The following is a 20,595-nucleotide window of genomic DNA, read 5'->3' as shown; positions in this document are numbered from 1 at the left end:
AGCCCGGTCTATAATTATTGACCGGTCGTCCGGTAATTAATTAAATCCATTTAACGGCATGCAGTAAATCGCTGTCAATGCTGATTCTCCAGTAATCGGCGCATCCGCTGGTCTTTCATCATGTCTGCTGCCCCCTTTCCGGCGCGTCGCGCCGGCCGCCCACCGACATTGCCCGCCCCGCGCGAACGCATACTCGAGGCTGCTGCGGCGCTGTTTGCCCGCAGCGGTTATGAGGGCAGCTCGATCGCGGATCTGGCCTGCGCCATCGGCGTGTCCAAAGCCGCGATCTACCACTATTACCCCACCAAGCAGGATATTTACGACGCCATCATCGTGGAGGTCCTCAGCGGTCTGTTGGGGGCGGTGACGCAGGCCTGCGAGGCGCAAGGCGCCGCCGATGCGCGGTTGCACGCCTTCATGCTGGCGCACGCGGATTATTTCGAGTCGCACCACGATCAATTCGTGACGATGCTGATCGGTTATTCCGGCATGACCATGCCCGAGCAGGCCGACGCGGCCCGCCTGCGGGACCGCTACGAGGCGCTGTTGCGCGAGATTCTTGCCCAAGGGGCAACGCAGGGCGTGTTCCGGCAGCGCGATGTGGCCGCCACCGGCCGTGCGGTGCTGTCGCTGCTCAATTGGATGGTGCGCTGGTACAAGCCCGGACAAGGCCAGACGGCGCGCGCCATTGCACAAGATTATTTTGACCTGATCACCGGCGGCCTTTGCCGCCCTGATAACGAACCGAGGTAGACCATGGCCCTGGACCAAGAAACCCTGAACCTATTGCTCGACGCGGTACGCCGTTTCGTGACCGAACGCCTGATGCCAGCCGAAGACGAGTTGGCGCATACGGGCTCCATTCCCGAGGACATCGTGCGCGAGATGCAGGAGCTGGGCCTGTTCGGCCTGTCCATCTCGCCGGAGTATGGCGGGCTGGGTCTGACCATGGAAGAAGAGGTCAGGGTGGTGTTCGAGCTGGGGCAAACGTCGCCGGCCTTCCGTTCGCTGGCCGGCACCAACATCGGCATCGGTTCGCAGTCCATCGTGTTGGCCGGCTCGGATGCCCAACGCCGCCATTATCTGCCGCTTCTGGCCAGTGGCGAGCTGATCGGCTCGTTTGCGCTGACCGAGCCGGATGCGGGGTCCGACGCCATGGCGCTGCGCACCACGGCCACCCGTGACGGCGATCATTACATCCTCAACGGCACCAAGCGGTTCATCACCAACGCGCCGATCGCCGGCCTTTTCTCGGTCATGGCACGTACGGCGACCGAGCGTCGCGCAGATTCCATTTCCTGCTTCCTGGTCGAAGCGGGCACGCCCGGCCTGACGCTGGGTAAGCCGGATAAGAAAATGGGACAGGCCGGCGCGCTGACCTGCGACGTGGTGTTCGACAACTGCCGGGTCCCGGCCAGCGCCCTGCTGGGTGAGAAAGAAGGTACAGGTTTTCGCACCGCGATGCGCGTGTTGGACAAAGGGCGGCTGCATATCGCCGCCTTGTGCGTGGGCATCGCCGAGCGTCTGGTGCGCGATGCGGCCCGCTATGCGCTGGAGCGTCAGCAGTTTGGCAAACCCATTGCCGAGTTCCAACTGGTGCAAGCCATGCTGGCCGACAGCCAGGCCGAGATGTATGCGGCGCGCTGCATGGTGCTGGATGCGGCGGCCAAGCGCGACCGGGGCGAGAACACCACCATGGAAGCGGCCTGCGCCAAGATGTTCTCCACCGAAATGGTGGGCCGTGTGGCCGATCGTGCGGTGCAAATCCACGGCGGCGCCGGCTACATGGCGGAATACGCCGTCGAGCGCTTCTACCGCGATGTACGTCTGTTCCGCATCTATGAGGGCACCACGCAGATTCAGCAATTGGTGATCGCGCGCGAAGCACTCAAGGCATATGCCTGATGGCACGAGCTTGTGCGCTGGCCGCACAAACTCGTGCGCAAAACGGAAAACAATCCCGGGCGGCTGGGGCTAATATGCCAGCTTCCCCAAGTCCTGCTCAGATAGAACTATGTCGCAACGTACCGCTCCCCTGGCCGGCATTCGTGTGCTGGATCTCACCCGCGTGCTTGCCGGTCCCTGGTGCACCCAGAACCTGGCTGATCTCGGCGCTGAAGTGATCAAGATAGAACGTCCAGGAGCGGGCGACGATACGCGCGCGTGGGGGCCCCCTTACCTGAAGGATGCCGCAGGCCAGAACACCAGCGAGGCTGCGTACTACCTGTCTGCCAATCGCAATAAATTTTCCGTGGCGCTGGATATTGCCAGCGCCCGAGGCGCCGAACTCGTGCGCGAACTGGCCAAGCAGTGCGACATCGTCGTGGAGAACTTCAAGGTCGGGGGCTTGCGCAAGTACGGGCTGGACTACGAAAGCCTCAAGGCCATCAACCCGCGCATCATTTACTGCTCCATCACCGGTTTCGGCCAGACAGGCCCCTACGCGAGCCGCCCGGGTTATGATTTCATGATTCAGGGCATGGGGGGCCTGATGAGCATCACTGGCGAGCGTGACGATCTGCCTGGCGGAGGCCCGCAGAAAGCCGGCGTGGCCGTGGCGGATCTGATGACCGGCATGTATTCCACCGTTGGCATTCTGGCTGCCGTCATCGAGCGCGAACGCAGCGGGCTGGGGCAGCACATAGACATGGCCTTGCTGGACTGCCAGGTGGCGATGCTGGCCAACCAGAACCTCAATTTCATGACATCCGGCCAGGCTCCGCAACGCGCCGGCAATGCACACCAGAATCTGGTGCCCTACCAGGTTTTCGCGGCCGCCGACGGGCACCTGATTGTCGCCGTTGGCAACGATGGGCAGTTCCGCAACTATTGCCGTGTGCTGGGACTGCCGGAACTGGCTGCCGATCCGCGTTTTTCCACCAATCCGCAGCGGGTGCGCAACCGCGAGACCCTGGTGCCACTGCTGGTCGAGCGCATGGCCACGGGCGCGCGCGACACCTGGCTGGCGGAGCTTGAAGCAGCGGGTGTGCCGGCGGGTCCGATCAACACGCTCGACCAGGTCTACGAAGATCCGCACGTTCAGGCGCGCGGCATGAAGCGCGAGTTGCCGCATGCGCTGGCAGGCACGGTGCCGATAGCTGCCAGTCCGCTGAAGTTCTCCGACACGCCGATCGAGTATCGCCGCCCTGCTCCGATGCTTGGCGAGCACACCCGGCAGATTCTCAGCGAGCGTCTGGGGCTGTCGGACGAGGACATTCAGGCTCTGGCTGTGGGCCCGTCGGCCTGACAACGAGACTCAGAAAAATAGAAGGAGAGTGAGATGGTAGATATTCAGACCCTCGGGGTGGTGGGCGCCGGCGCAATGGGCCGAGGCATCGTTCAGATCGCGGCCCAGGCAGGCCTTGACGTACGTCTGTACGACACCAACGCCGAGGCCGTGGCCGCAGCGCGGGATGCGCTGGCACAAACGTGGGACAAGCTGGTCCAAAAAGGCAAATTGAGCGCCGATGCGGCTCAGGCGGCGTTGGGGCATGTGCTGCCCGCGCATGCGCTGGCCGAGCTGGCGGATTGCCAGTTGGTGGTCGAAGCCATCGTCGAGCGCCTGGACGTCAAGCGTGATCTGTTTGCACAGTTGGAGTCCATCGTCAGTGCGGATTGCATTCTGGCTTCCAACACCTCGTCGCTGTCGATCACTGCCATCGCGGCGGCCTGCCAGCATCCCGAGCGTGTGGTGGGTTTTCACTTCTTCAACCCTGTGCCCCTGATGAAGGTGGTAGAGGTGATCGACGGGCTGCGCAGTGCGCCGGCGACCGGTGACGCGCTGGCGGCTCTGGCGCGCCGCATGGGTCACACGTCGGTGCGCGCCAAGGATATGCCAGGGTTCATCGTCAATCACGCCGGTCGTGGCATGAACACCGAAGGTTTGCGCGCGGCCCAGGAGGCGGTGGCCTCCTTCGATCAGATCGACGCCATCATGCGCGAGCAGGCCGGCTTTCGCATGGGCCCTTTCGAGTTGCTGGATCTGACTGCGCTGGATGTTTCGCATCCGGTGATGGAGTCCATCTACCGTCAGTTCTTTGACGAACCGCGCTTCCGTCCTTCGCCCATCACCACGGTGCGCCTGGCAGGCGGTCTTCTGGGCCGCAAAGTGGGCGAAGGGTTTTACGTCTACAAAGATGGCCAGAAGCAGGTGCCGGCAGAACCCGCCGTGCCGCCGTTGCCTGCCGGCCTGCGCGTCTGGGTCAGTCCGGCTCATGCCGAAGGTCAGGCGCGCGCCCAGGCGCTGTTGCGCCAGCTGGGTGTCGAACCCGTGCAGGCAGACACGGCGCCGGCCGATGCACTGCTGGTGGTCACCCCGTTGGGCGAGGACGTCTCGACCTGCGTGGCCAGCCAGCGGCTCGATGGCGCCCGCGTGGTGGGGTTGGATGTGCTCAATGATTTCGCGGCCAGCCGCCGTCGCACCATCATGACCTCGCCGGCCACCGAGCCGCGCTGGCGCGATGCCGCGCATGCGCTCTTTGCCAACGACGCGGTGGCTGTCAGCGTCATCGACGATTCGCCCGGCTTTATCGCACAACGCATCGTCGCGACGATCGTCAATATTGCCTGCGACATCGCGCAGCAGCGCATTGCCACGCCCGAGGACATCGATCAGGCGGTGCACCTGGGCCTGGGCTATCCCAAGGGGCCGCTGGCCCTGGGCGACAGCCTGGGTGCGGCGCGCATACTGGAAATCCTGCGCAGTATGGAGCGCGTCACGGGTGATCCGCGGTATCGCCCCAGCCTCTGGTTGCAACGTCGCGTGCAGTTGGGCCTGCCTTTGACGCAAGCCTGATATATAAAACCCGTTAAAAACGGCGCTCAGTTCATGCCTGAGCGCCGTTTCTTTATGCCTGCGGCCAGCCGCTGCGTGCCGTCTACTTGGCCGCGTTGACCATGTACTGCACGGCGGCGCGGATGTCGTCTTCCGAGGCAGTCGTCGCGCCACCCTTGGGGGGCATGACACCCTTGCCGTTGATGGCCACCTTCACCATGGCATCCAGGCCAGTCGCGATATAAGGCGCCCACGCGGCCTTGTCGCCGAACTTTGGCGCATTGGCCACCCCCGTGCCATGACAGGCGAAACAGGTGCTCTTGTAGAGCGCTTCGCCTGCCGGGTTCACGGCTGCAGCTTGATCGGGCGCCGGCTCGGGGGCTGGGGCAACCGGCGGATTGGCCGGCATGGCAGCGGCCGGCGCCGTTGGCACGGCTGCAGCATCGGCTGCCGCCTCGGTTTCGGGTCCGGTCTCTGGTTTGGGTTCGGCCGGCTCGGGCAGATCGCCACCGGATTTGTTGGCCATATAGACCACGGCGCGGGCGACTTCGAAATCGCTCAGCGCCGGATTGCCGCCCTTGGCAGGCATGGCCCCTTTGCCGTGCAACGCGACATCGAGCATGGCGTCGAAACCGCCTTGGATGAAAGGCCCCCAGGCGGCCTTATCGCCCACCTTGGGCGCGCCGGCAACGCCGGCGGTATGACAGGCCGTACAGACGGCGGCAAACACCTGTTCGCCGGTCTTGTAGACGCGCGGCGCATTGGCGTCGACCAGCTCAAAGCCTGCCACGGGAGCGATGCGTTTATTAGTGGCGTCTTCGGATAGCGTGTCCGAGCCCGCGCCCACCTGGGTGCCTGATACGACCAGGTTGACCAGCAGGATGATGACAACGATGGGGACGATGAATGACAGTACGATCGTGACGATCAACTGCCGGGGTGTCTTGATGGGGGAGGAGTGTTCTTCGACGTGATCCTGCTCGTTGCTCATATCCTAATCCTGCTAATCGGAACGCCTGGTGGCGGAATCAGACTGACACGACAACTGAACGCAACTACGAGGTGGGCCGGAGCAAGAACAAACCCTCCGGCCTGCAGTGAACGATCGATTATATAACGGCAAGCGGAGTCGACATCCGAATTGGGGTAAGTCCCCAACGGCGGATGAAAAAATGGGTACAATAGCGCCGCGCTGTGCCCGTAGTTCAATGGATAGAATGAGAGTTTCCGAAGCTCTTGATACAGGTTCGATTCCTGTCGGGCGCGCCACTCCCCCAGTTTCTGGATGTGCGCGGTAAGTACGCGGCCTTCCCTCTTCGCCTGGCGCCGGCGCTTCAGTCCGGCACGGACCCACGGTCCGATCAGGCCCTGCCCCCAGCGTCTCGTGCATCTCGGTTATCGGCTCGTCTGCCGCGTCGCAGGGCCATCGTCAACGTGCTCCCGGTGTGGCCGGCTGCCGGATGGGGCAGGCCACCGCGCCAAGCCCGGCCGCTAGCGTGGCGCCGCGTCAGCGACGGATCTGAAGGCCAGGACGGCATTGTTGCCGCCCATGCCAAAGGAGTTGCTGACGGCGGTGTGCAGCGCGGGAAGCTCGCGTGTGCCTTCAGCGATATAGTCCAGATCGCAATGTGGGTCGCCCGCGGCCCAGAAAAGCGTCGGCGGCCAGAGTGAGAAAAATCAGGCGGCGCATGCACATTCTCCTGCGATGGCGGCCGCCTGAGGCGCTTTACGTAGCGTCGCGGGCCGGCAGCGGATTTTTCAACGCGGCGTGGTAACGCGCCACATAGGTGTCAAAGTCTACCGTATCGGATTGCTCGATCTGTCGCTGCTGCTCGAGCGATGCCTGAGCGGCCTGGGCATAGGCCTGAGCCTGCTGCGGCGGCAGCGGTGACTCGCGCAGCGTGCGCGCATGAGCCTGGCTTTGCGCCAGGGTGTAGTCCTGGAAAGACAAGCCGCTGGCGCGCAGTTCGGCCAACACGCGGGCTGACGGTGTCAGGTCTGGATCGCGCAATTTGGCGCGCTGCTGCTCGAGGGCCTGTGCGTAAGCCTGGCCTCCGAGGGCCTGGTCATAAAGCGCGGCATACTGAGCGATCTGGTCGAGCAACTCGTCACCCCATTGCGCCAGGCCGATGGCCTGGCCATCGCGGTCCAGCATCAGGTCAGGTTTGCGGCCTTCCTTGACCACCGTGGCGAAGTTGTCGGCACTGCGCTGACAGTAGCCCTGCTGGGAGAAGAAAGGGCTTTCCGAGACCGCACAGAACAGCAGGAAAGCATCCACGAAGCGCGCCGTCTGGGCCGACAGGCCGGTCGGCTCGTGCGGATCGATGTCCAGACAACGGACTTCGACGTACTGCACGCCGCGTTCGGCCAGCGCGGTGATCGGCCGTTCGCCGCGCCCGGTGGCGCGCTTGGGGCGGATGCTGGAGTAGTACTCGTTTTCGATCTGCAGCACATTGGTGTTGAGCTGGATCCATTCGCCGTCACGATGCGTGCCCATGGCTTGATAAGCCGGCCAGGGCTGCGTCACGGCCTCGTAGAGCCGCCCCAGAAAGGTGCTCAGGTCGTTGTAGCAAAGCTTGAGTTGCGCCTGCGCTTTGTTCTGGTAGCCAAGGTCGCTCATGCGCAGGCTGGTGGCGTGCGGCAGATACAAGGTGTCCGGGCCCAGCGGCTGCAGGGGGTGATCGCGCCCGCTCAGAAAGGCGCTCGACAGCGCCGGCGCCGCACCGAACAGATACATCAGCAGCCAGGAATACCGCGTGAAATTGCGAATCAGGGCGATGTAGCCGCGCGAGCGGCTCTCCTGCAAGGTCGCCGCGCTCGGCTCGATCACGGGCCACAGGGCATCGGGTAGCGAGAAGTTGTAGTGCACCCCGGCGATGCATTGCATGGTTTTGCCGTAACGCTCGGCCAGGCCCCGACGGTACACATGCTTGAGCAGGGCAGTATTGGACTTGCCATACCAGGCGATGGGGATCTCGGCCTCGGGCGGCAGCAGCGCCGGCATGGACTGATTCCAGATGAACTCACCCTCGAGCACGCTGTAGACAAAACGATGCGTGTCGCGCAGTTCGCCCATCAGGGCTTCGACGCTGGTATGCGTGCCGGTAATGAGTTCGAGCAAGGACTCGGAGTAATCGGTGGTGACCTGCTCGTTGGTCAGAGCCGAGCCCAGGCCGCTGGGATGGGGCGTGCGTGCCAATGCGCCTCGGGCGTCCACGCGCAGGCCTTCTTTCTCGACGCCGCGCAGCGTTTGCGCCAGCAAATCGAGATGAGCCTGAACTGGGGCAAAGCGCGGGTTGGAATGTGCAGTCACGGCGATGAATTTGGGTTATCGAGCGTAGATTTTACGGTCAGAGCGTCTTTGGCACCGAATTTGGCCCCGTGTCTTCTAGGGAATTCAGGTGGCCGGCGAGCCACGCGTCCAGATCAGCATAGACCGGATCGGCGTAGTCGGCACGTTCGTTGAACACCTCGTGCCAGGCGTGCGGGTACCAGCGCAGGGTCAGCAGGCCGGCCGGCGCTCGTTGCGCGAATTGGCGGCTGCCGCCAGCGGCCACGACCCGATCGTCGCCGGCCACCAGCAGCAGGGTGGGCAGACTCAGGCTCGGCGCGGCGGCCATGACCAGGGTTTGAGAGCTGTCGATGAAGCTGGCCAGTCGCCCGCTGATACAGCGGCGAGCCAGCGGATCGCGGCGAAACGCCTGCACGACCGCTGGATCATGAGAAATGCGAGCCGGAGCCAGCGGATAGGCCAGTGCCGCGTCTGGCCAGCGGCGGGCGATCTGCCGAAGTGGCGGCAACAGCCACCCTGGCATGCGGAGCGCCAGAGGCGGACTCGACAGTACCAGGCCATTGACTGGCGGATCGGGCTGCAGGCCCAGACGCAAGGCCACCAGCGCGCCGAGGCTGTGGCCGATGACCAACGGTGCCTGCCCCGTCTCGGCCGCAAAGGCGGCAATCTGCGCGGTAGCGTCTCGGACCAGGTCATCGCGCTCACGCAGGGCAGCGGGAGGTCCTCCCGAGCGGCCGTGCCCGCGATGATCATGAGCGCCGACCCGCCAGCCGCGCGCACTCAGCCATTGAGCCAGGCGGGCATGACGTCCGGCGTACTCACCCAGCCCGTGCAGGATGTAGGCGGTCGCACCCGGACGTGGGCACGCCGAGGGCCAGCGGTAACGCGCCAACGGCGTGCCGTCCTCGGCCAAGACGGGGTCAAGCAAAATAGGCGACAATTCCGAACTTCCTCGCAAGAGCGGGCCGCCGGTGGGCATTCGCGTTTCGCCATTTCAGCGCGCTTTCATTGCATGCTCAAGAAACTCTTTCTGATGGCTGCATTCAGCCTTCTGGCCGCGTGTTCGCCGCGTTATGACTGGCGCGAACTGGACGTGGCCGAGGGAAGGGTGCGTGCGGCTTTTCCGGCCAAGGTACAGACGGACAGCCGTGACCTCGTGCTGGCGGGGCATGCACTGCGTTTTTCCCTGGCGTCGGCCCAAGTCGATGGGGCGGTGTTCGCGGTAGGCTATGCGCGGCTGCCCGCTGCGTTGCGTGGCCGCCCTGCTGCCGGCGAGCTGGGCGAGGCGCTGCGGCGCTCCTTGTACACCAACCTCGGTGTTCCGCCTCCGGCTGGCGGGCAGCCCGACGGCACCCTGTTCGAAATCCACGCGACGGATCCAGCGCGCGAAGCCTGGCTGGTGGGCAAGATCTGGGTGACGGCGGACATGTTGCTCGAGGTCGTGGCCACTGGAAGCCGTCGCTCACTATCGCCCGAACACGCGCAGGAGTTTCTTCGCTCGGCCGTGTTGTTGCCCTGACGGCGGTGGCGGAAACCGCCGTCGCCGATAGCTCCAGAGAGTAGGTTTGCCATGTTTGCCGTTGTGCAGTTCTATTTTTCCGCTGTTGTCATGTTGATGCCCTTGCTAGCCTGCGTGGGCATAGGCGTGTTCTGGGGCAAGCGCGACTACCCCTTTGGCGGCACCTTCGTGACCATGCTGGTCACATCGGTCACCACGCCGGCGCTGGTGTTCCATACCTTCGTGACCACCCAGCTCGATGACCGTTCGCTGGGCGACATCACGGCCGCGTCGTTGCTGGCCCTGCTGATCTGCGCCCTGATTTGCGCGGTAGTGCTCCGCCTGAGCGGCTTGCCCGTTCGCAAACTGCTGCCCACGGCTTTCATGCCTAACGCGGGCAACCTCGGTTTGCCGGTGTCGCAGTTGGCGTTCGGGGATGTGGGCTTGTCCGCCGCAGTGGCATTCTTTGCCATCAACTCGTTCGTGATGCATACCATCGGTGTGCGTATTCTGCCCGGCGTCGCTACGCGTGGCGGCTGGCGCAACCCGGTGTTGCTCGCGTCGTTGATTGCGGTTGCCTGGCGCTACAGCGGCGTTCCCGTGCCGTCGTGGCTCATAGAAACGGCGCGCATGCTGGGCGGCGTGACGGTCCCTCTCATGTTGATCAGCTTGGGTCACGCGCTGGCCTTGATTCCCTCGGGTGGCCTGCGCCTTGGGGCGGGCCTGGGGGTGATGCGCCTGGTGGTCGGCCTGCTTTCCGGGCTGCTTGTCGTCTGGGCGTTGGGGCTGGACAGCCCGCTGGCAGGTTCATTGGTGCTGCAGATGGCCATGCCCAGCGCCGTGGTCTGCTACATGTACGCGCGCCGCTATACCGATATGGGTGATACCGCCGCGGGCGCGGTGTTGGTGTCGACCGTGCTGTTCTTATTGATCGCGCCCGCTCTATTGTGGTTTACGCGCCATTGACGCGGCGGGCCATATAGCTGTGAAGATTCAATAGGTTGTATGCATGGTTCATCCGAACCGGATTTGAGAAACTGGAAATCGCCAACCCCCCAGTTCACTCAAGGAGCCCGGCCGGATGAACACCCATAAGCATGCCCGATTGACCTTCCTACGTCGCCTCGAAATGGTCCAGCAATTGATCGCCCATCAAGTTTGTGTGCCTGAAGCGGCCCGCGCCTATGGGGTCACCGCGCCGACTGTGCGCAAATGGCTGGGCCGCTTTCTGGCTCAGGGCCAGGCGGGCTTGGCCGATGCGTCCTCGCGCCCGACGGTCTCGCCCCGAGCGATTGCGCCGGCCAAGGCGCTGGCTATCGTGGAGCTGCGCCGCAAGCGGCTGACCCAAGTGCGCATCGCCCAGGCGCTGGGCGTGTCAGCCAGCACCGTCAGCCGCGTCCTGGCCCGCGCCGGTCTGTCGCACCTGGCCGACCTGGAGCCGGCCGAGCCGGTGGTGCGCTACGAGCATCAGGCCCCCGGCGATCTGCTGCACATCGACATCAAGAAGCTGGGACGTATCCAGCGCCCTGGCCACCGGGTCACGGGCAACCGACGCGATACCGTTGAGGGGGCCGGCTGGGACTTCGTCTTCGTGGCCATCGATGACCACGCCCGCGTGGCCTTCACCGACATCCACCCCGACGAGCGCTTCCCCAGCGCCGTCCAGTTCCTCAAGGACGCAGTGGCCTACTACCAGCGCCTGGGCGTGACCATCCAGCGCTTGCTCACCGACAATGGCTCGGCCTTTCGCAGCCGCGCCTTCGCCGCGCTGTGCCATGAGCTGGGCATCAAGCACCGCTTTACCCGACCTTACCGCCCACAGACCAATGGCAAGGCCGAACGCTTCATCCAGTCGGCCTTGCGTGAGTGGGCTTACGCTCACACCTACCAGAACTCCCAACACCGAGCCGATGCCATGAAATCCTGGCTACACCACTACAACTGGCATCGACCCCACCAAGGCATCGGGCGCGCTGTACCCATCTCCAGACTCAACCTGGACGAATACAACCTATTGACAGTTCACATCTAGCCCGCTGCGCACATCCCGCGAAGCTCGGCCAGCAGGGCATCCGGGATCTCGACGCCATGGTGCAGTGCTTCGTTGCGCAGCGCCCGGCGGCGCTGGCCTGGCAGGCGCACGCCCTCGTCGGCCAGCATGGCAGCGATGAGCGTTTCAACGCGTTCGAGATAGCTCTCACGCCCGGCAAGCGCCTGCGGATCGATCAGCAGGAACGCCTGGCCAAGGCGTGCGCGGCTGCCTGCATCGCCAAAAAACGATTCGGTCTCGAAACCGAACTGCGAACCGGTCAACGCGACGACCAGCAACTCGACCATCATGGCCAGCATGGCGCCCTTGACCCCGCCTGCGGGCAACATGCTGCCCGCCAGTCCGGCCTGCGGGTCGGTGGTGGGCTGCCCGTCGGCATCCAAGGCCCAGCCTTGCGGGATGGGCTTGCCGTCTCGTGCCGCGATCATGAGCTTGCCGCGCGCCGCTTGCGCCAGCGACAGATCCATCAGCAAGGCGGCACCGCGTCGGCGGGGGAAGACCGCTGCGATCGGATTGGTGCCGAACAGGGGCCGTTTGCCCCCCCAGGCAGGCATGGCGGCAGGCGACTTGCTCAGCGCCAGGCCGACCATGCCGGCGTCGGCGACGGCCTCCAGATGGTAGGCCGCCGCGCCGAAATGGTGGCTGTTGCCCACCCCGATAAAGGCCACCCCGTGCTCGCCGGCGCGGCGGATACCTTCGGTGATGGCCATGGCGCAGGCCGGATAGGCCAGGCCCGAGCCGGCGTCGATGAGCGCGGCGGCACCTTTTTCGTGTACCAGGCGGGGTTCGGCGCTGCCCACTGCCCGCCCTGCGCGCAGGTGTCCCGCGTAGGCGGCCACGCGCGAAACGCCATGCGAACTCAAGCCTTGGCTGTCCGCATAGACAAGGGCGCTGGCCGTGGCCTGAGCCATGGCCGGCGTGGCGCCTGCCGCGACCAGGGAGGCGGCGGCCAACAGGTGCAATTCGTCGAGATATACATGGGCCATGATGCAATTTCCAAAAGAGCGGCGGCCTGGTGGCGCTGCGCTATCCGGCATCCTGCCACGATGCAGGAATGTCCGCATTAACGGGCTGCATATTTTGCGCGCTGCCGGGCGGTGCTAGAATGTGTCGCACATTGTCGGCGCCGATTTGCCTGATCCGCTTGCGGGCGCCTCTTATAAATCCAGCTAAAGAGGTCTGTCTGCATGACTAGCCCTGCTATTGCTGCGGCAAACGCCGCTCCATCCCAAGCCCCGAGTTCTGTCGGGGTCGTTTCTCCCATTTTTTTGCGCTTTGACGAGCCCTTGCCTCTGGCCAGCGGGCAGTCCTTGCACGCCTATGACCTGACCGTCGAAACCTATGGCAAGCTCAATGCGGATCGCAGCAATGCCGTCCTCGTTTGCCATGCCCTGAACGCCTCCCATCATGTCGCCGGCATGGCGGCGGACAACCCCAAGGATGTCGGTTGGTGGGACAACATGGTCGGACCCGGCAAGCCGGTGGACACCAACGTCTTTTTCGTCATCGGCGTCAACAATCTCGGCTCCTGCTTTGGCTCGACCGGCCCTGCCAGCCTGAACCCGGCCACGGGCCAGCCCTGGGGTGCCGCCTTTCCGGTGTTGACTGTCGAGGACTGGGTCCGCGCGCAGGCCCGCGTGGCCGATCATTTCGGTATCGAGCGCTTTGCCGCCGTCATGGGCGGTTCGCTGGGTGGCATGCAGGCCCTGAGCTGGTCGCTGACCCTGCCGCATCGGGTGGCACACTGCGTGGTGATCGCCAGCACACCGCGCTTGTCGGCGCAGAACATCGGTTTCAACGAAGTGGCCCGGCGCGCGATCATCACCGACCCGGATTTTCACGGGGGTGACTACTACGCGCACAACACGGTTCCGCGCCGCGGCCTGGCCGTGGCGCGCATGCTCGGCCACATCACGTATCTTTCCGATGACGACATGGCCGAGAAATTTGGCCGCACGCAGCGCGAGCCCGCTGAAAATGGCGCCTACCACTATGGCTACGATGTCGAGTTCGAAGTCGAGTCATATCTGCGCTATCAAGGCGAAAAATTCTCGCGCTATTTCGACGCCAATACCTATTTGTTGATCACCCGTGCGCTGGATTATTTCGATCCTGCGCGCGACACGGGGGGCGACCTGGCGCGCGCGTTAGCGCCTGCCACCGCCGATTTCCTGTTGGTGTCGTTTACCACTGACTGGCGGTTTCCGCCCGAGCGCTCGCGCGAGTTGGTTCGCGGTCTGCTGAAAAATGGCAGCCCGGTGACCTATGCCGAAATCGATGCGCCGCACGGGCATGATGCCTTTCTGCTCGAGGATGCCCGTTATCACGCTGTCGTCAGGGGGTATTACGAGCGCATCGCCCGCAGCCTGGGGTTGCAGGCCAGTCATCCGCTGAGGAATGCCCGGCATGAGCCCTGCCCTGAAAACCGCCGCACCTGTGGCGTTGCGCCCCGACCTTGAACGCATTGCCAGTTGGATCGCGCCCGCCTCGCGGGTGCTGGACCTGGGTTGCGGCGATGGCGCTTTGCTGGCCTATCTGCACGATCATCGCCAGGTGCGCGGTGCGGGCGTGGAAATCGATGACGAGCGCGTCATTGCTTGCGTGCGCCGAGGCGTCGAGGTCATTCAACAGAACCTCGAAGACGGCCTGGCCCTGTTCGATGACAAGCAGTTCGACACCGTGGTGCTGTCGCAGACGCTGCAATCGATGCACCGTACCGAGCATATTCTGCGCGAGATGGCACGCGTGTCCCGTTTTGGCATCGTGTCGTTTCCGAACTTCGGCTATTGGCCCCACGGCTGGTCGATTCTGCGAGGCCGTATGCCCGTGACCGGGCAGATGCCTTTCCAGTGGTACAACACGCCCAACATCCATCTGTGCACCCTCAAGGACTTCGAGGATCTGGCGCGTGATGTAGGCGTGCGCATTCTGGAGCGAGCCACCTTCAACGACGAACACGAGGTCAAGGTGTTGCCCGGCTGGCGTAGCACGCTTGCGGTATACCGATTCGAGGCATAGGTTTTACTATTTCACCTTGCCTTGCAACTGGCCCGTCCGCGGGCCACCGCCGTGGAGATTGATCATCGCCTCCGATAGCTACCGGATTTATTTGAGCCGTCGCGTGGCGCCCTTGCTGGTGCTGGGCTTTGCCAGTGGCTTGCCGCTGGCCCTGACCAGCGGCACCTTGCAGGCCTGGGCCACCGTCGAGGGTGTCTCCCTGCAGGAAATCGGTTTTCTGACCCTGGTGGGCAGTGCCTACACGCTGAAGTTTCTCTGGGCGCCGCTGATCGACCGTTATGCCCCCCCCTTTCTGGGACGGCGGCGCAGCTGGATGGTGGTCACGCAATTGCTGCTGGCTGTCACGATCATGGGCATGGGCCTGCTGTCTCCCGGCGAATCGCTGTTGCCTCTGGCGCTCCTGGCGGTGCTGGTGGCGTTTCTGTCTGCCTCGCAGGACATCGCTTTTGACGCCTATTCCACGGATGTGCTGCACAAAAATGAGCGGGGAGCCGGCGCGGCCGTCAAGGTGTTGGGTTACCGGCTGGCCATGCTGTGCTCGGGCGGGCTGGCTCTGGTGTTGGCCGATCACTGGCTCGGCTGGGGCACGACCTATGTGCTGATGGGATTTCTCATGCTGGCCGGCGTCGCGGGCACCTTCTGGGCTCCCGAACCGGAGCGCCCCACGGCCGCGCCGCGCAGCCTGGGACGGGCGGTGGTCGAGCCTTTTCGTGAGTTTTTCAGCCGCCGAGGCGCATTGACCCTGCTGGCGCTCATCGTGCTCTACAAGCTGGGAGATGCGTTCGCAGGCGCGCTGTCGACGACCTTCCTGTTGCGGGGCGTGGGCTTTACGCCCACCGAAGTCGGCACCGTCAACAAAGTGCTCGGGCTGGCCGCCACCATCGTGGGCGCGCTGGCTGGCGGGGCGATCATGGGCCGCTGGGGCTTGTACCGTTCGCTGATGGCCTTCGGGTTGCTGCAGGCGGTCTCCAATCTGGGCTACTGGGTCATTGCGGTGGCGCCTAAGAGTCTGACCCTCATGGCTGCGGCAGTGGGGATCGAGAATCTGTGCGGCGGTCTAGGTACGGCGGCCTTCGTGGCCTTGCTCATGGCCATGTGCAACCAGGCGTTTTCGGCCACGCAGTTCGCGCTGCTGTCTGCCTTGTCTGCCGTGGGGAGAACCTATCTGGCGGGTCCGCTGACCCCTGTGCTGGTTGCCTACATGGGATGGCCGGGGTTTTTCATGGTGACGGTCTTCATCGCATTGCCGGGGTTGGTCCTGCTTTGGTTGCGCAAAGGCGACATCGAGGCGCTCGAACGAGACGGTGCGAAAGCCTGAGCCTTGCGCGGGGGCAGTAGGGCGGTGATAAGGTTTGTTCTGCGCTATCCGCGCGGCCCTGCCTGACACGCCGGACCAACAACACAGGGCCGATCCCGCCCGACCACGAGGAGACATCCATGAAGCGATACGCCATCGCGTTCGCAGGCCTGTGCATTGCGCCGGCCATCCATGCCGAAACCAATGTTACGCTCTACGGCATCGCCGATGCCAGCCTGCGCTACCTCAGCACAAGCAACGGCGCCACCCAAGTCAATTCCAGCCGTTTTTCCATGGAGAACGGCGCCATTTCCAACAGCCGTTGGGGCTTGCGGGGAGTGGAGGATCTGGGCAATGGCATGAGTGCCTTCTTCCGCCTGGAAAGCGGCTTCAATCTGCAAAATGGCCAGCAATCCGATAGCGGGCGTCTGTTCAATCGCCACGCCTATGTCGGCCTGGACGGCGGTCAATGGGGCGCCATCTCGCTGGGCCGGCAGGACACGCCGCTCTTTACCATTCTGGCGGATTCGTATGATCCGCTGACCGTGGGCAATTACGCGGAAAACTCCTGGTTGCCAGTGGCCATGTCCCGAGCCCGCAGCTCGGACTCCGTGCGCTACCGCAACGCCAAGCTGGGCGGTCTGGATTTCATCGTCTCTTACGCGTTTGGCAATGATTTCGCCGACCATCGTCTGGGCAAGCAGGTAGGCACCGCGCTGACCTACACCACGGGTCCTTTCTCCTTGGGCGGCGGCTATCAGAAGACCTATTCGGAAAGCAATTCCGATTATCGGCAGCAGGTCTGGAACCTCAACGCCAGTTACCAACTGGATACGGTCAAACTATTTGCCGGCTACTTCAATGGCCGTGACGAGACCGGCTGGGTCAACGCCGTGGTGGGCAATGCCGTGCCCGCCACGGGCCTGGATCGCAAGGACAATGGCTACTTCCTAGGTGCGACCTGGCAGGCCACCGGTAGTTGGGCACTGACCGGCGCGGCCTACTACGACGTGGCCAAGAATATCCAGGTCGACGGCGACAAGGGCAAACGCCTCGCCCTGGTGGGCGTGGCGGAGTACTCCCTGTCCAAGCGTACGCAGCTCTATGGCACCGTGGACTACAACAAGGTTTATGACGCCTCGTCGGTGGATATCGCCGGACAGAGCTCCCAGGTTGGTGCGGCCGTGGGCATACGCCACATCTTCTGATGGTGGCGGCCTTGGCCGCCCGATCAGTCCGCTGCCTTGTTCTGTCGCACGATGAGGACGTCGCAAGGCAGCGCTTCGAGCAGTTTCTCGGCTACGCTGCCGATGGCCGTGCGCAGGATGCCGGTCAGCCCATGGGTGCCGGTGACCACCAGATCGCAGCGGCGCTGGAAGACGAATGCCGATAGCAGATTTTCGGGTTGCCCGGGCTCGAGCACGATGTCCGGCGGTGTTTTCCCGGCCAGTTCGGGAGTGTCTGCCAGAAAGGCCTGGGCCTTCTGCAGGGCGTCGTTGTAGAAGCTGCGCACGACGGCATCTTGCGGCACACCGTCCTGTTGGACCGGCACTGCGTAGGCATGAAAGAGCGTGATGCGGGCCTGGCCAGCGACCTTGAGCGCGGCGGCCAGTGCCTGGCGGGACCCTTCCGAAAAATCGGTGGCGATCACTACGTCCTGATAGGGCTGGCGCGGCCGCGCCTTGACCACTAGCACCGGCTCGGTGGCCTGGCGGGCCAGACGCTCGACAGTGCTTCCCAGCATGAGCCGCCCCAGCGAGGTTTCCCGAGCGACGCCCGTCACAATGAGCGAGCAATCGAAATGCGCCACCGTATCCAGGATGACATCCAGGGGATGGCCGTTGACGACCACCGCCTCGCTGGCGACGCCGGCCTCGGCCAGGTCATCGGCCAGGCGCCTTTGCGCCAACGCTTTGTGGTCGGGCGTCAGGCGGCGCCAGGCTGGCGTGGTCAAGGCGGTGGCGTTGGGGGCCTCCATCACGTGCAGGGCCACCAGGCGGCATTGCTGCTGGCGGGCCAGCATGATGGCGCGGTCCAGGGCGCGGTCGCTGCGCGCGCTCAGGTCCGTGGCGAGCAGAATGGAGCCAGTGGGGTCGGTCATGCGTCTACTCCTGGTGGAACTGCCGTTGGCAACCGGGCAGCGCACGGTTGTGCGGGGGATGCAATGATTCTGCCGCCTATCGTGCCCCAGGGGCTTGACTGCCGTCAACGGCAGGGCGGGAGCCCTACAATAATGCATCCGTATCGATCCCCTTTCGAATCATGGCGCCAGAAACCTCCACACTGCTGCTGCATTCGCTCTATCTCGTTGCCATCGTGGCCGAAGCCATGACGGCGGCGTTGGCGGCCGGGCGCCGCGATATGGACTAGGTCGGTGTGTGCGTCATTGCTTGCGTGACGGCGCTGGGCGGAGGCTCGATGCGCGACGTGCTGCTGGGTCATTACCCGTTGACGTGGGTCGTGCATCCCGAGTATTTGGCCATGACGGCCGGGGCGGCCTTGCTCACGGCGCTTTGTGCGCACAGGTTGCGCCATTTGCGCAAGGTCTTTCTGTTGCTCGATGCGCTGGGCTTGGTGGCTTTTACCGTCATCGGCTGCAAAGTGGCTCAGCAAATGGAGCTGTCTTTGCCGGTGATCATGATCACCGGCGTCATTACCGGTTGCGCCGGCGGCGTGCTGCGGGATGTGTTGTGCAATGACATTCCACTGTTGTTTCGTAGTGAGCTCTACGCCAGCGTGTCCGTGGTGACCGCAAGCGTATATCTGGCCCTGGACGACTTCACGGGCACGAGCAATCTGGCCGTGCCGGCCGCGCTGGCCGGGGGGCTGGCCCTGCGTTTGCTGGCGTTGCGCTTTAATTGGCAGATGCCCAAGTTCGTCTATCGCGGTGACTGGCACTGACACGCGGCCAGCGGCCGCCACATTCTGCCGCGCCCAAAACAAAAGCTCCCTTGCGGGAGCTTTTGTTTTAGATCTCGGGTGGGTCAATACAGGCCTTGTTGCAGCATCGCGTCGGCGACTTTGACGAAGCCGGCGATGTTGGCGCCGTCCAGATAATTGACGTAGCCGGATTCGGCATGGCCGTGGCGAACGCAGTTTTCGTGGATATCGCACATGATGGCGCGCAGACGCTGGTCCACGTCCTCGCGGGTCCACGACAGACGGGCCGAGTTCTGGCTCATTTCCAGGCCCGAGACGGCCACGCCGCCAGCGTTGCTGGCCTTGCCTGGTGCATACAGAACATGGGCATCGATGAATGCCTGGGCCGCTGCCAGGGTCGCCGGCATATTGGCGCCTTCGGCCACACATTTCACGCCATTGTCGATCAGCGTGCGGGCGTCGTTTTCATCCAGCTCATTTTGCGTGGCGCACGGCAGCGCGACGTCCACCGGGATTTGCCAGGGGCGCACGCCAGGCAGGAAGCGCAAGCCCAGTTGTTGAGCATAATCCTCGACGCGGCCACGCTGCACGTTCTTGATGTGCATCAGCGCATGCAGTTTCTCGGGCGTGAAGCCCGCTTCGTCCAGCACTGTGCCGCCCGAGTCAGAAACGGTCAGCACGCGCGCGCCCAGAGCCATGGCCTTTTCGACGGCATACTGCGCCACGTTGCCCGAGCCGGAGACCGACACGCGCAGCCCGTCAAACGACATGCTCACCCGGTGCAGCATCTGTTCGGCGAAATAGACCGTGCCGTAACCGGTGGCTTCCGGGCGGATCAGGCTGCCGCCGAACGTCAGGCCCTTGCCGGTAAAGACGGCCGCTGCCGAATTGGACAGCTTCTTCATCATGCCCGCCATGAAGCCGACCTCGCGGCCGCCCACGCCGATATCACCGGCCGGGACATCGGTGTCCGGCCCCAGATGACGATAGAGTTCGATCATCAGCGCCTGGCAGAAGCGCATCACTTCGCCATCGGATTTCCCCTTGGGGTCGAAATCCGAGCCGCCCTTGCCGCCGCCCATGGGCAAGGTGGTCAGGGCGTTCTTCAGCGTCTGCTCAAAGGCCAGAAATTTCAGCACCGACAGATTCACGCTGGGGTGAAAGCGCATGCCGCCCTTGAAGGGGCCGATGGCCGAGCTATGCTGCACGCGGAAGGCACGATTGACCTGGGCACGGCCCTTGTCATCGGTCCAGCACACGCGGAACTGGATCACGCGCTCAGGTTCGACCAGGCGCTCCAGCAAGGCCTGCTGGCCATAGTGCGGATTCTTTTCGATGAAAGGCCACAAACTGCCCATCACTTCATGGACGGCCTGCATGAATTCGGGCTGATGAGGATCGCGGCTGGCGACGCGGCCCAGGAAGTCGTTCAATGACTGCATGAAAAAAAAGTCTCCGGTAATGCTGCATAGCGGTGCCTGATGAATCAACTCGGTGCGCCGTCTGATCTGAAACGGTGCGAAGCCATCAAAAAGCACTGATTTGGTGCGCGGATTGTAGGGAGGATTTGCCTGCTCCGGCAGGGGGGCGCGCGACATCATCGTGTCGCCAATTCCCGTTATTTATTGGTGACGCATCAAAACGTTTGGCAGTCGAAATCGATAATTTCAGTACGGCGTTTTTTGCGAGATCGATGTTTTATTTTCAACAAAATCAATGAGATTGATTATGCGGCCCCAATATTGTCGGCTCACTGATACCCATGGCTTGGCGGGTTTCTGAAAAT

General features: G+C 63.7%; 18 protein-coding genes, 1 tRNA gene and 1 riboswitch. Of the genes, 13 read left to right on the top strand and 6 right to left on the bottom strand.

Annotated elements, in window-relative coordinates; all coding sequences use genetic code 11:
* Positions 1–120: 120 nt before the first annotated feature.
* From LK440_RS14855 to LK440_RS14840, 4 genes are all read left to right on the top strand, one after another.
* Positions 121–753 (top strand): TetR/AcrR family transcriptional regulator, encoded by a 633-nt coding sequence (locus LK440_RS14855; protein ID WP_005018039.1) that lies wholly within the window; start codon positions 121–123, stop codon positions 751–753.
* A gap of 3 nt (positions 754–756) precedes the next feature.
* A complete protein-coding gene (locus tag LK440_RS14850; RefSeq protein ID WP_005018041.1) occupies positions 757–1,905 on the top strand; it encodes an acyl-CoA dehydrogenase family protein in 1,149 nt (382 codons plus the stop codon).
* A gap of 109 nt (positions 1,906–2,014) precedes the next feature.
* On the top strand, positions 2,015–3,247 hold the full coding sequence (locus LK440_RS14845; RefSeq protein ID WP_005020378.1) for a CaiB/BaiF CoA transferase family protein: 1,233 nt from the start codon (positions 2,015–2,017) through the stop codon (positions 3,245–3,247).
* A gap of 33 nt (positions 3,248–3,280) precedes the next feature.
* A complete protein-coding gene (locus LK440_RS14840) occupies positions 3,281–4,795 on the top strand; it encodes a 3-hydroxyacyl-CoA dehydrogenase (RefSeq protein ID WP_005018043.1) in 1,515 nt (504 codons plus the stop codon).
* 82 nt (positions 4,796–4,877) lie between these two features.
* Here the strand turns inward: LK440_RS14840 and LK440_RS14835 are convergent, their stop codons facing one another.
* Positions 4,878–5,765 carry a c-type cytochrome gene (locus LK440_RS14835; RefSeq protein ID WP_005018045.1) on the bottom strand — a complete coding sequence of 296 codons (888 nt, stop codon included), beginning with the start codon at positions 5,763–5,765 and terminating at the stop codon, positions 4,878–4,880.
* Between the two features lie 203 nt (positions 5,766–5,968).
* Here LK440_RS14835 and LK440_RS14830 point away from each other — a divergent pair.
* Positions 5,969–6,043 (top strand) — tRNA-Arg (locus LK440_RS14830).
* A 457-nt stretch (positions 6,044–6,500) separates the two neighbouring features.
* Here LK440_RS14830 and gshA read toward each other — a convergent pair.
* Complete coding sequence (gene gshA, locus LK440_RS14825; protein ID WP_025341311.1) at positions 6,501–8,087, bottom strand: glutamate--cysteine ligase; 1,587 nt, start codon at positions 8,085–8,087, stop codon at positions 6,501–6,503.
* A gap of 37 nt (positions 8,088–8,124) precedes the next feature.
* Positions 8,125–9,045, bottom strand: a complete 921-nt coding sequence (locus LK440_RS14820; protein WP_005018051.1) for an alpha/beta fold hydrolase — start codon at positions 9,043–9,045, stop codon at positions 8,125–8,127.
* Between the two features lie 54 nt (positions 9,046–9,099).
* On the opposite strand from LK440_RS14820, the gene LK440_RS14815 reads away from it, so the two are divergent.
* The 3 genes from LK440_RS14815 (at position 9,100) to LK440_RS14805 (ending at position 11,596) form a co-directional block, all read left to right on the top strand.
* Complete coding sequence (locus LK440_RS14815; protein ID WP_005018055.1) at positions 9,100–9,585, top strand: hypothetical protein; 486 nt, start codon at positions 9,100–9,102, stop codon at positions 9,583–9,585.
* A gap of 51 nt (positions 9,586–9,636) precedes the next feature.
* Positions 9,637–10,530, top strand: coding sequence for an AEC family transporter (locus LK440_RS14810; RefSeq protein ID WP_005018057.1), 894 nt, complete (start codon positions 9,637–9,639; stop codon positions 10,528–10,530).
* Between the two features lie 115 nt (positions 10,531–10,645).
* Positions 10,646–11,596, top strand: a complete 951-nt coding sequence (locus tag LK440_RS14805; protein WP_005018058.1) for an IS481-like element IS481 family transposase — start codon at positions 10,646–10,648, stop codon at positions 11,594–11,596.
* On the opposite strand, the gene LK440_RS14800 is transcribed toward LK440_RS14805, so the two are convergent.
* Complete coding sequence (locus LK440_RS14800) at positions 11,593–12,600, bottom strand: Ldh family oxidoreductase (protein ID WP_005018060.1); 1,008 nt, start codon at positions 12,598–12,600, stop codon at positions 11,593–11,595. The genes LK440_RS14805 and LK440_RS14800 overlap by 4 nt on opposite strands.
* A 127-nt stretch (positions 12,601–12,727) precedes the next feature.
* A riboswitch (SAM riboswitch) is annotated at positions 12,728–12,808 on the top strand.
* Between LK440_RS14800 and metX the strand changes: the two genes are divergently transcribed.
* The 4 genes from metX to LK440_RS14780 all read left to right on the top strand — a co-directional run bounded on the left by metX (position 12,802) and on the right by LK440_RS14780 (position 17,137).
* The gene (gene metX / locus LK440_RS14795) at positions 12,802–14,073 is read left to right on the top strand and encodes a homoserine O-succinyltransferase MetX (RefSeq protein ID WP_025341312.1); all 1,272 of its coding nucleotides are present in this window, start codon (positions 12,802–12,804) and stop codon (positions 14,071–14,073) included. It overlaps the preceding riboswitch by 7 nt.
* Entirely contained in the window at positions 14,021–14,632 is a 612-nt protein-coding gene (gene metW, locus LK440_RS14790; protein WP_005018064.1) for a methionine biosynthesis protein MetW, read from the top strand. Before metX ends, metW begins: the two co-directional genes overlap by 53 nt.
* 61 nt (positions 14,633–14,693) lie before the next feature.
* Positions 14,694–15,950, top strand: coding sequence for a muropeptide transporter (locus LK440_RS14785; RefSeq protein WP_406564571.1), 1,257 nt, complete (start codon positions 14,694–14,696; stop codon positions 15,948–15,950).
* A 119-nt stretch (positions 15,951–16,069) separates the two neighbouring features.
* Positions 16,070–17,137 carry a porin gene (locus LK440_RS14780; RefSeq protein ID WP_005018067.1) on the top strand — a complete coding sequence of 356 codons (1,068 nt, stop codon included), beginning with the start codon at positions 16,070–16,072 and terminating at the stop codon, positions 17,135–17,137.
* Between the two features lie 23 nt (positions 17,138–17,160).
* Here LK440_RS14780 and LK440_RS14775 read toward each other — a convergent pair whose 3' ends face one another.
* Complete coding sequence (locus LK440_RS14775) at positions 17,161–18,030, bottom strand: universal stress protein (RefSeq protein ID WP_005018068.1); 870 nt, start codon at positions 18,028–18,030, stop codon at positions 17,161–17,163.
* A gap of 275 nt (positions 18,031–18,305) precedes the next feature.
* On the opposite strand from LK440_RS14775, the gene LK440_RS14770 reads away from it, so the two are divergent.
* Positions 18,306–18,830: a trimeric intracellular cation channel family protein gene (locus LK440_RS14770; RefSeq protein WP_227944739.1), complete on the top strand. Its 525-nt coding sequence runs from the start codon at positions 18,306–18,308 to the stop codon at positions 18,828–18,830.
* A gap of 83 nt (positions 18,831–18,913) precedes the next feature.
* Here LK440_RS14770 and gdhA read toward each other — a convergent pair whose 3' ends face one another.
* The gene (gdhA, locus tag LK440_RS14765; protein ID WP_005018077.1) at positions 18,914–20,251 is read right to left on the bottom strand and encodes an NADP-specific glutamate dehydrogenase; all 1,338 of its coding nucleotides are present in this window, start codon (positions 20,249–20,251) and stop codon (positions 18,914–18,916) included.
* Between the last annotated feature and the right edge of the window lie 344 nt (positions 20,252–20,595).

The sequence above is a fragment of the Bordetella holmesii genome, from assembly GCF_020735985.1.
Classification (GTDB): Bacteria; Pseudomonadota; Gammaproteobacteria; order Burkholderiales; family Burkholderiaceae_B; genus Bordetella; species Bordetella holmesii.
This window is presented reverse-complemented; position numbering and strand designations above follow the sequence as displayed.

What these genes read in the sequence shown, in the direction of transcription:
- LK440_RS14855 (WP_005018039.1), top strand. Translation starts at nt 121, where the DNA reads ATGTCTGCTGCCCCCTTTCCGGCGCGTCGCGCCGGCCGCCCACCGACA.
- LK440_RS14850 (WP_005018041.1), top strand. Translation starts at nt 757, where the DNA reads ATGGCCCTGGACCAAGAAACCCTGAACCTATTGCTCGACGCGGTACGC.
- LK440_RS14845 (WP_005020378.1), top strand. Translation starts at nt 2,015, where the DNA reads ATGTCGCAACGTACCGCTCCCCTGGCCGGCATTCGTGTGCTGGATCTC.
- LK440_RS14840 (WP_005018043.1), top strand. Translation starts at nt 3,281, where the DNA reads ATGGTAGATATTCAGACCCTCGGGGTGGTGGGCGCCGGCGCAATGGGC.
- LK440_RS14835 (WP_005018045.1), bottom strand. Translation starts at nt 5,765, where the DNA reads ATGAGCAACGAGCAGGATCACGTCGAAGAACACTCCTCCCCCATCAAG.
- LK440_RS14820 (WP_005018051.1), bottom strand. Translation starts at nt 9,045, where the DNA reads ATGCCCACCGGCGGCCCGCTCTTGCGAGGAAGTTCGGAATTGTCGCCT.
- LK440_RS14815 (WP_005018055.1), top strand. Translation starts at nt 9,100, where the DNA reads ATGGCTGCATTCAGCCTTCTGGCCGCGTGTTCGCCGCGTTATGACTGG.
- LK440_RS14810 (WP_005018057.1), top strand. Translation starts at nt 9,637, where the DNA reads ATGTTTGCCGTTGTGCAGTTCTATTTTTCCGCTGTTGTCATGTTGATG.
- LK440_RS14805 (WP_005018058.1), top strand. Translation starts at nt 10,646, where the DNA reads ATGAACACCCATAAGCATGCCCGATTGACCTTCCTACGTCGCCTCGAA.
- LK440_RS14800 (WP_005018060.1), bottom strand. Translation starts at nt 12,600, where the DNA reads ATGGCCCATGTATATCTCGACGAATTGCACCTGTTGGCCGCCGCCTCC.
- metX (WP_025341312.1), top strand. Translation starts at nt 12,802, where the DNA reads ATGACTAGCCCTGCTATTGCTGCGGCAAACGCCGCTCCATCCCAAGCC.
- metW (WP_005018064.1), top strand. Translation starts at nt 14,021, where the DNA reads ATGAGCCCTGCCCTGAAAACCGCCGCACCTGTGGCGTTGCGCCCCGAC.
- LK440_RS14780 (WP_005018067.1), top strand. Translation starts at nt 16,070, where the DNA reads ATGAAGCGATACGCCATCGCGTTCGCAGGCCTGTGCATTGCGCCGGCC.
- LK440_RS14775 (WP_005018068.1), bottom strand. Translation starts at nt 18,030, where the DNA reads ATGACCGACCCCACTGGCTCCATTCTGCTCGCCACGGACCTGAGCGCG.
- gdhA (WP_005018077.1), bottom strand. Translation starts at nt 20,251, where the DNA reads ATGCAGTCATTGAACGACTTCCTGGGCCGCGTCGCCAGCCGCGATCCT.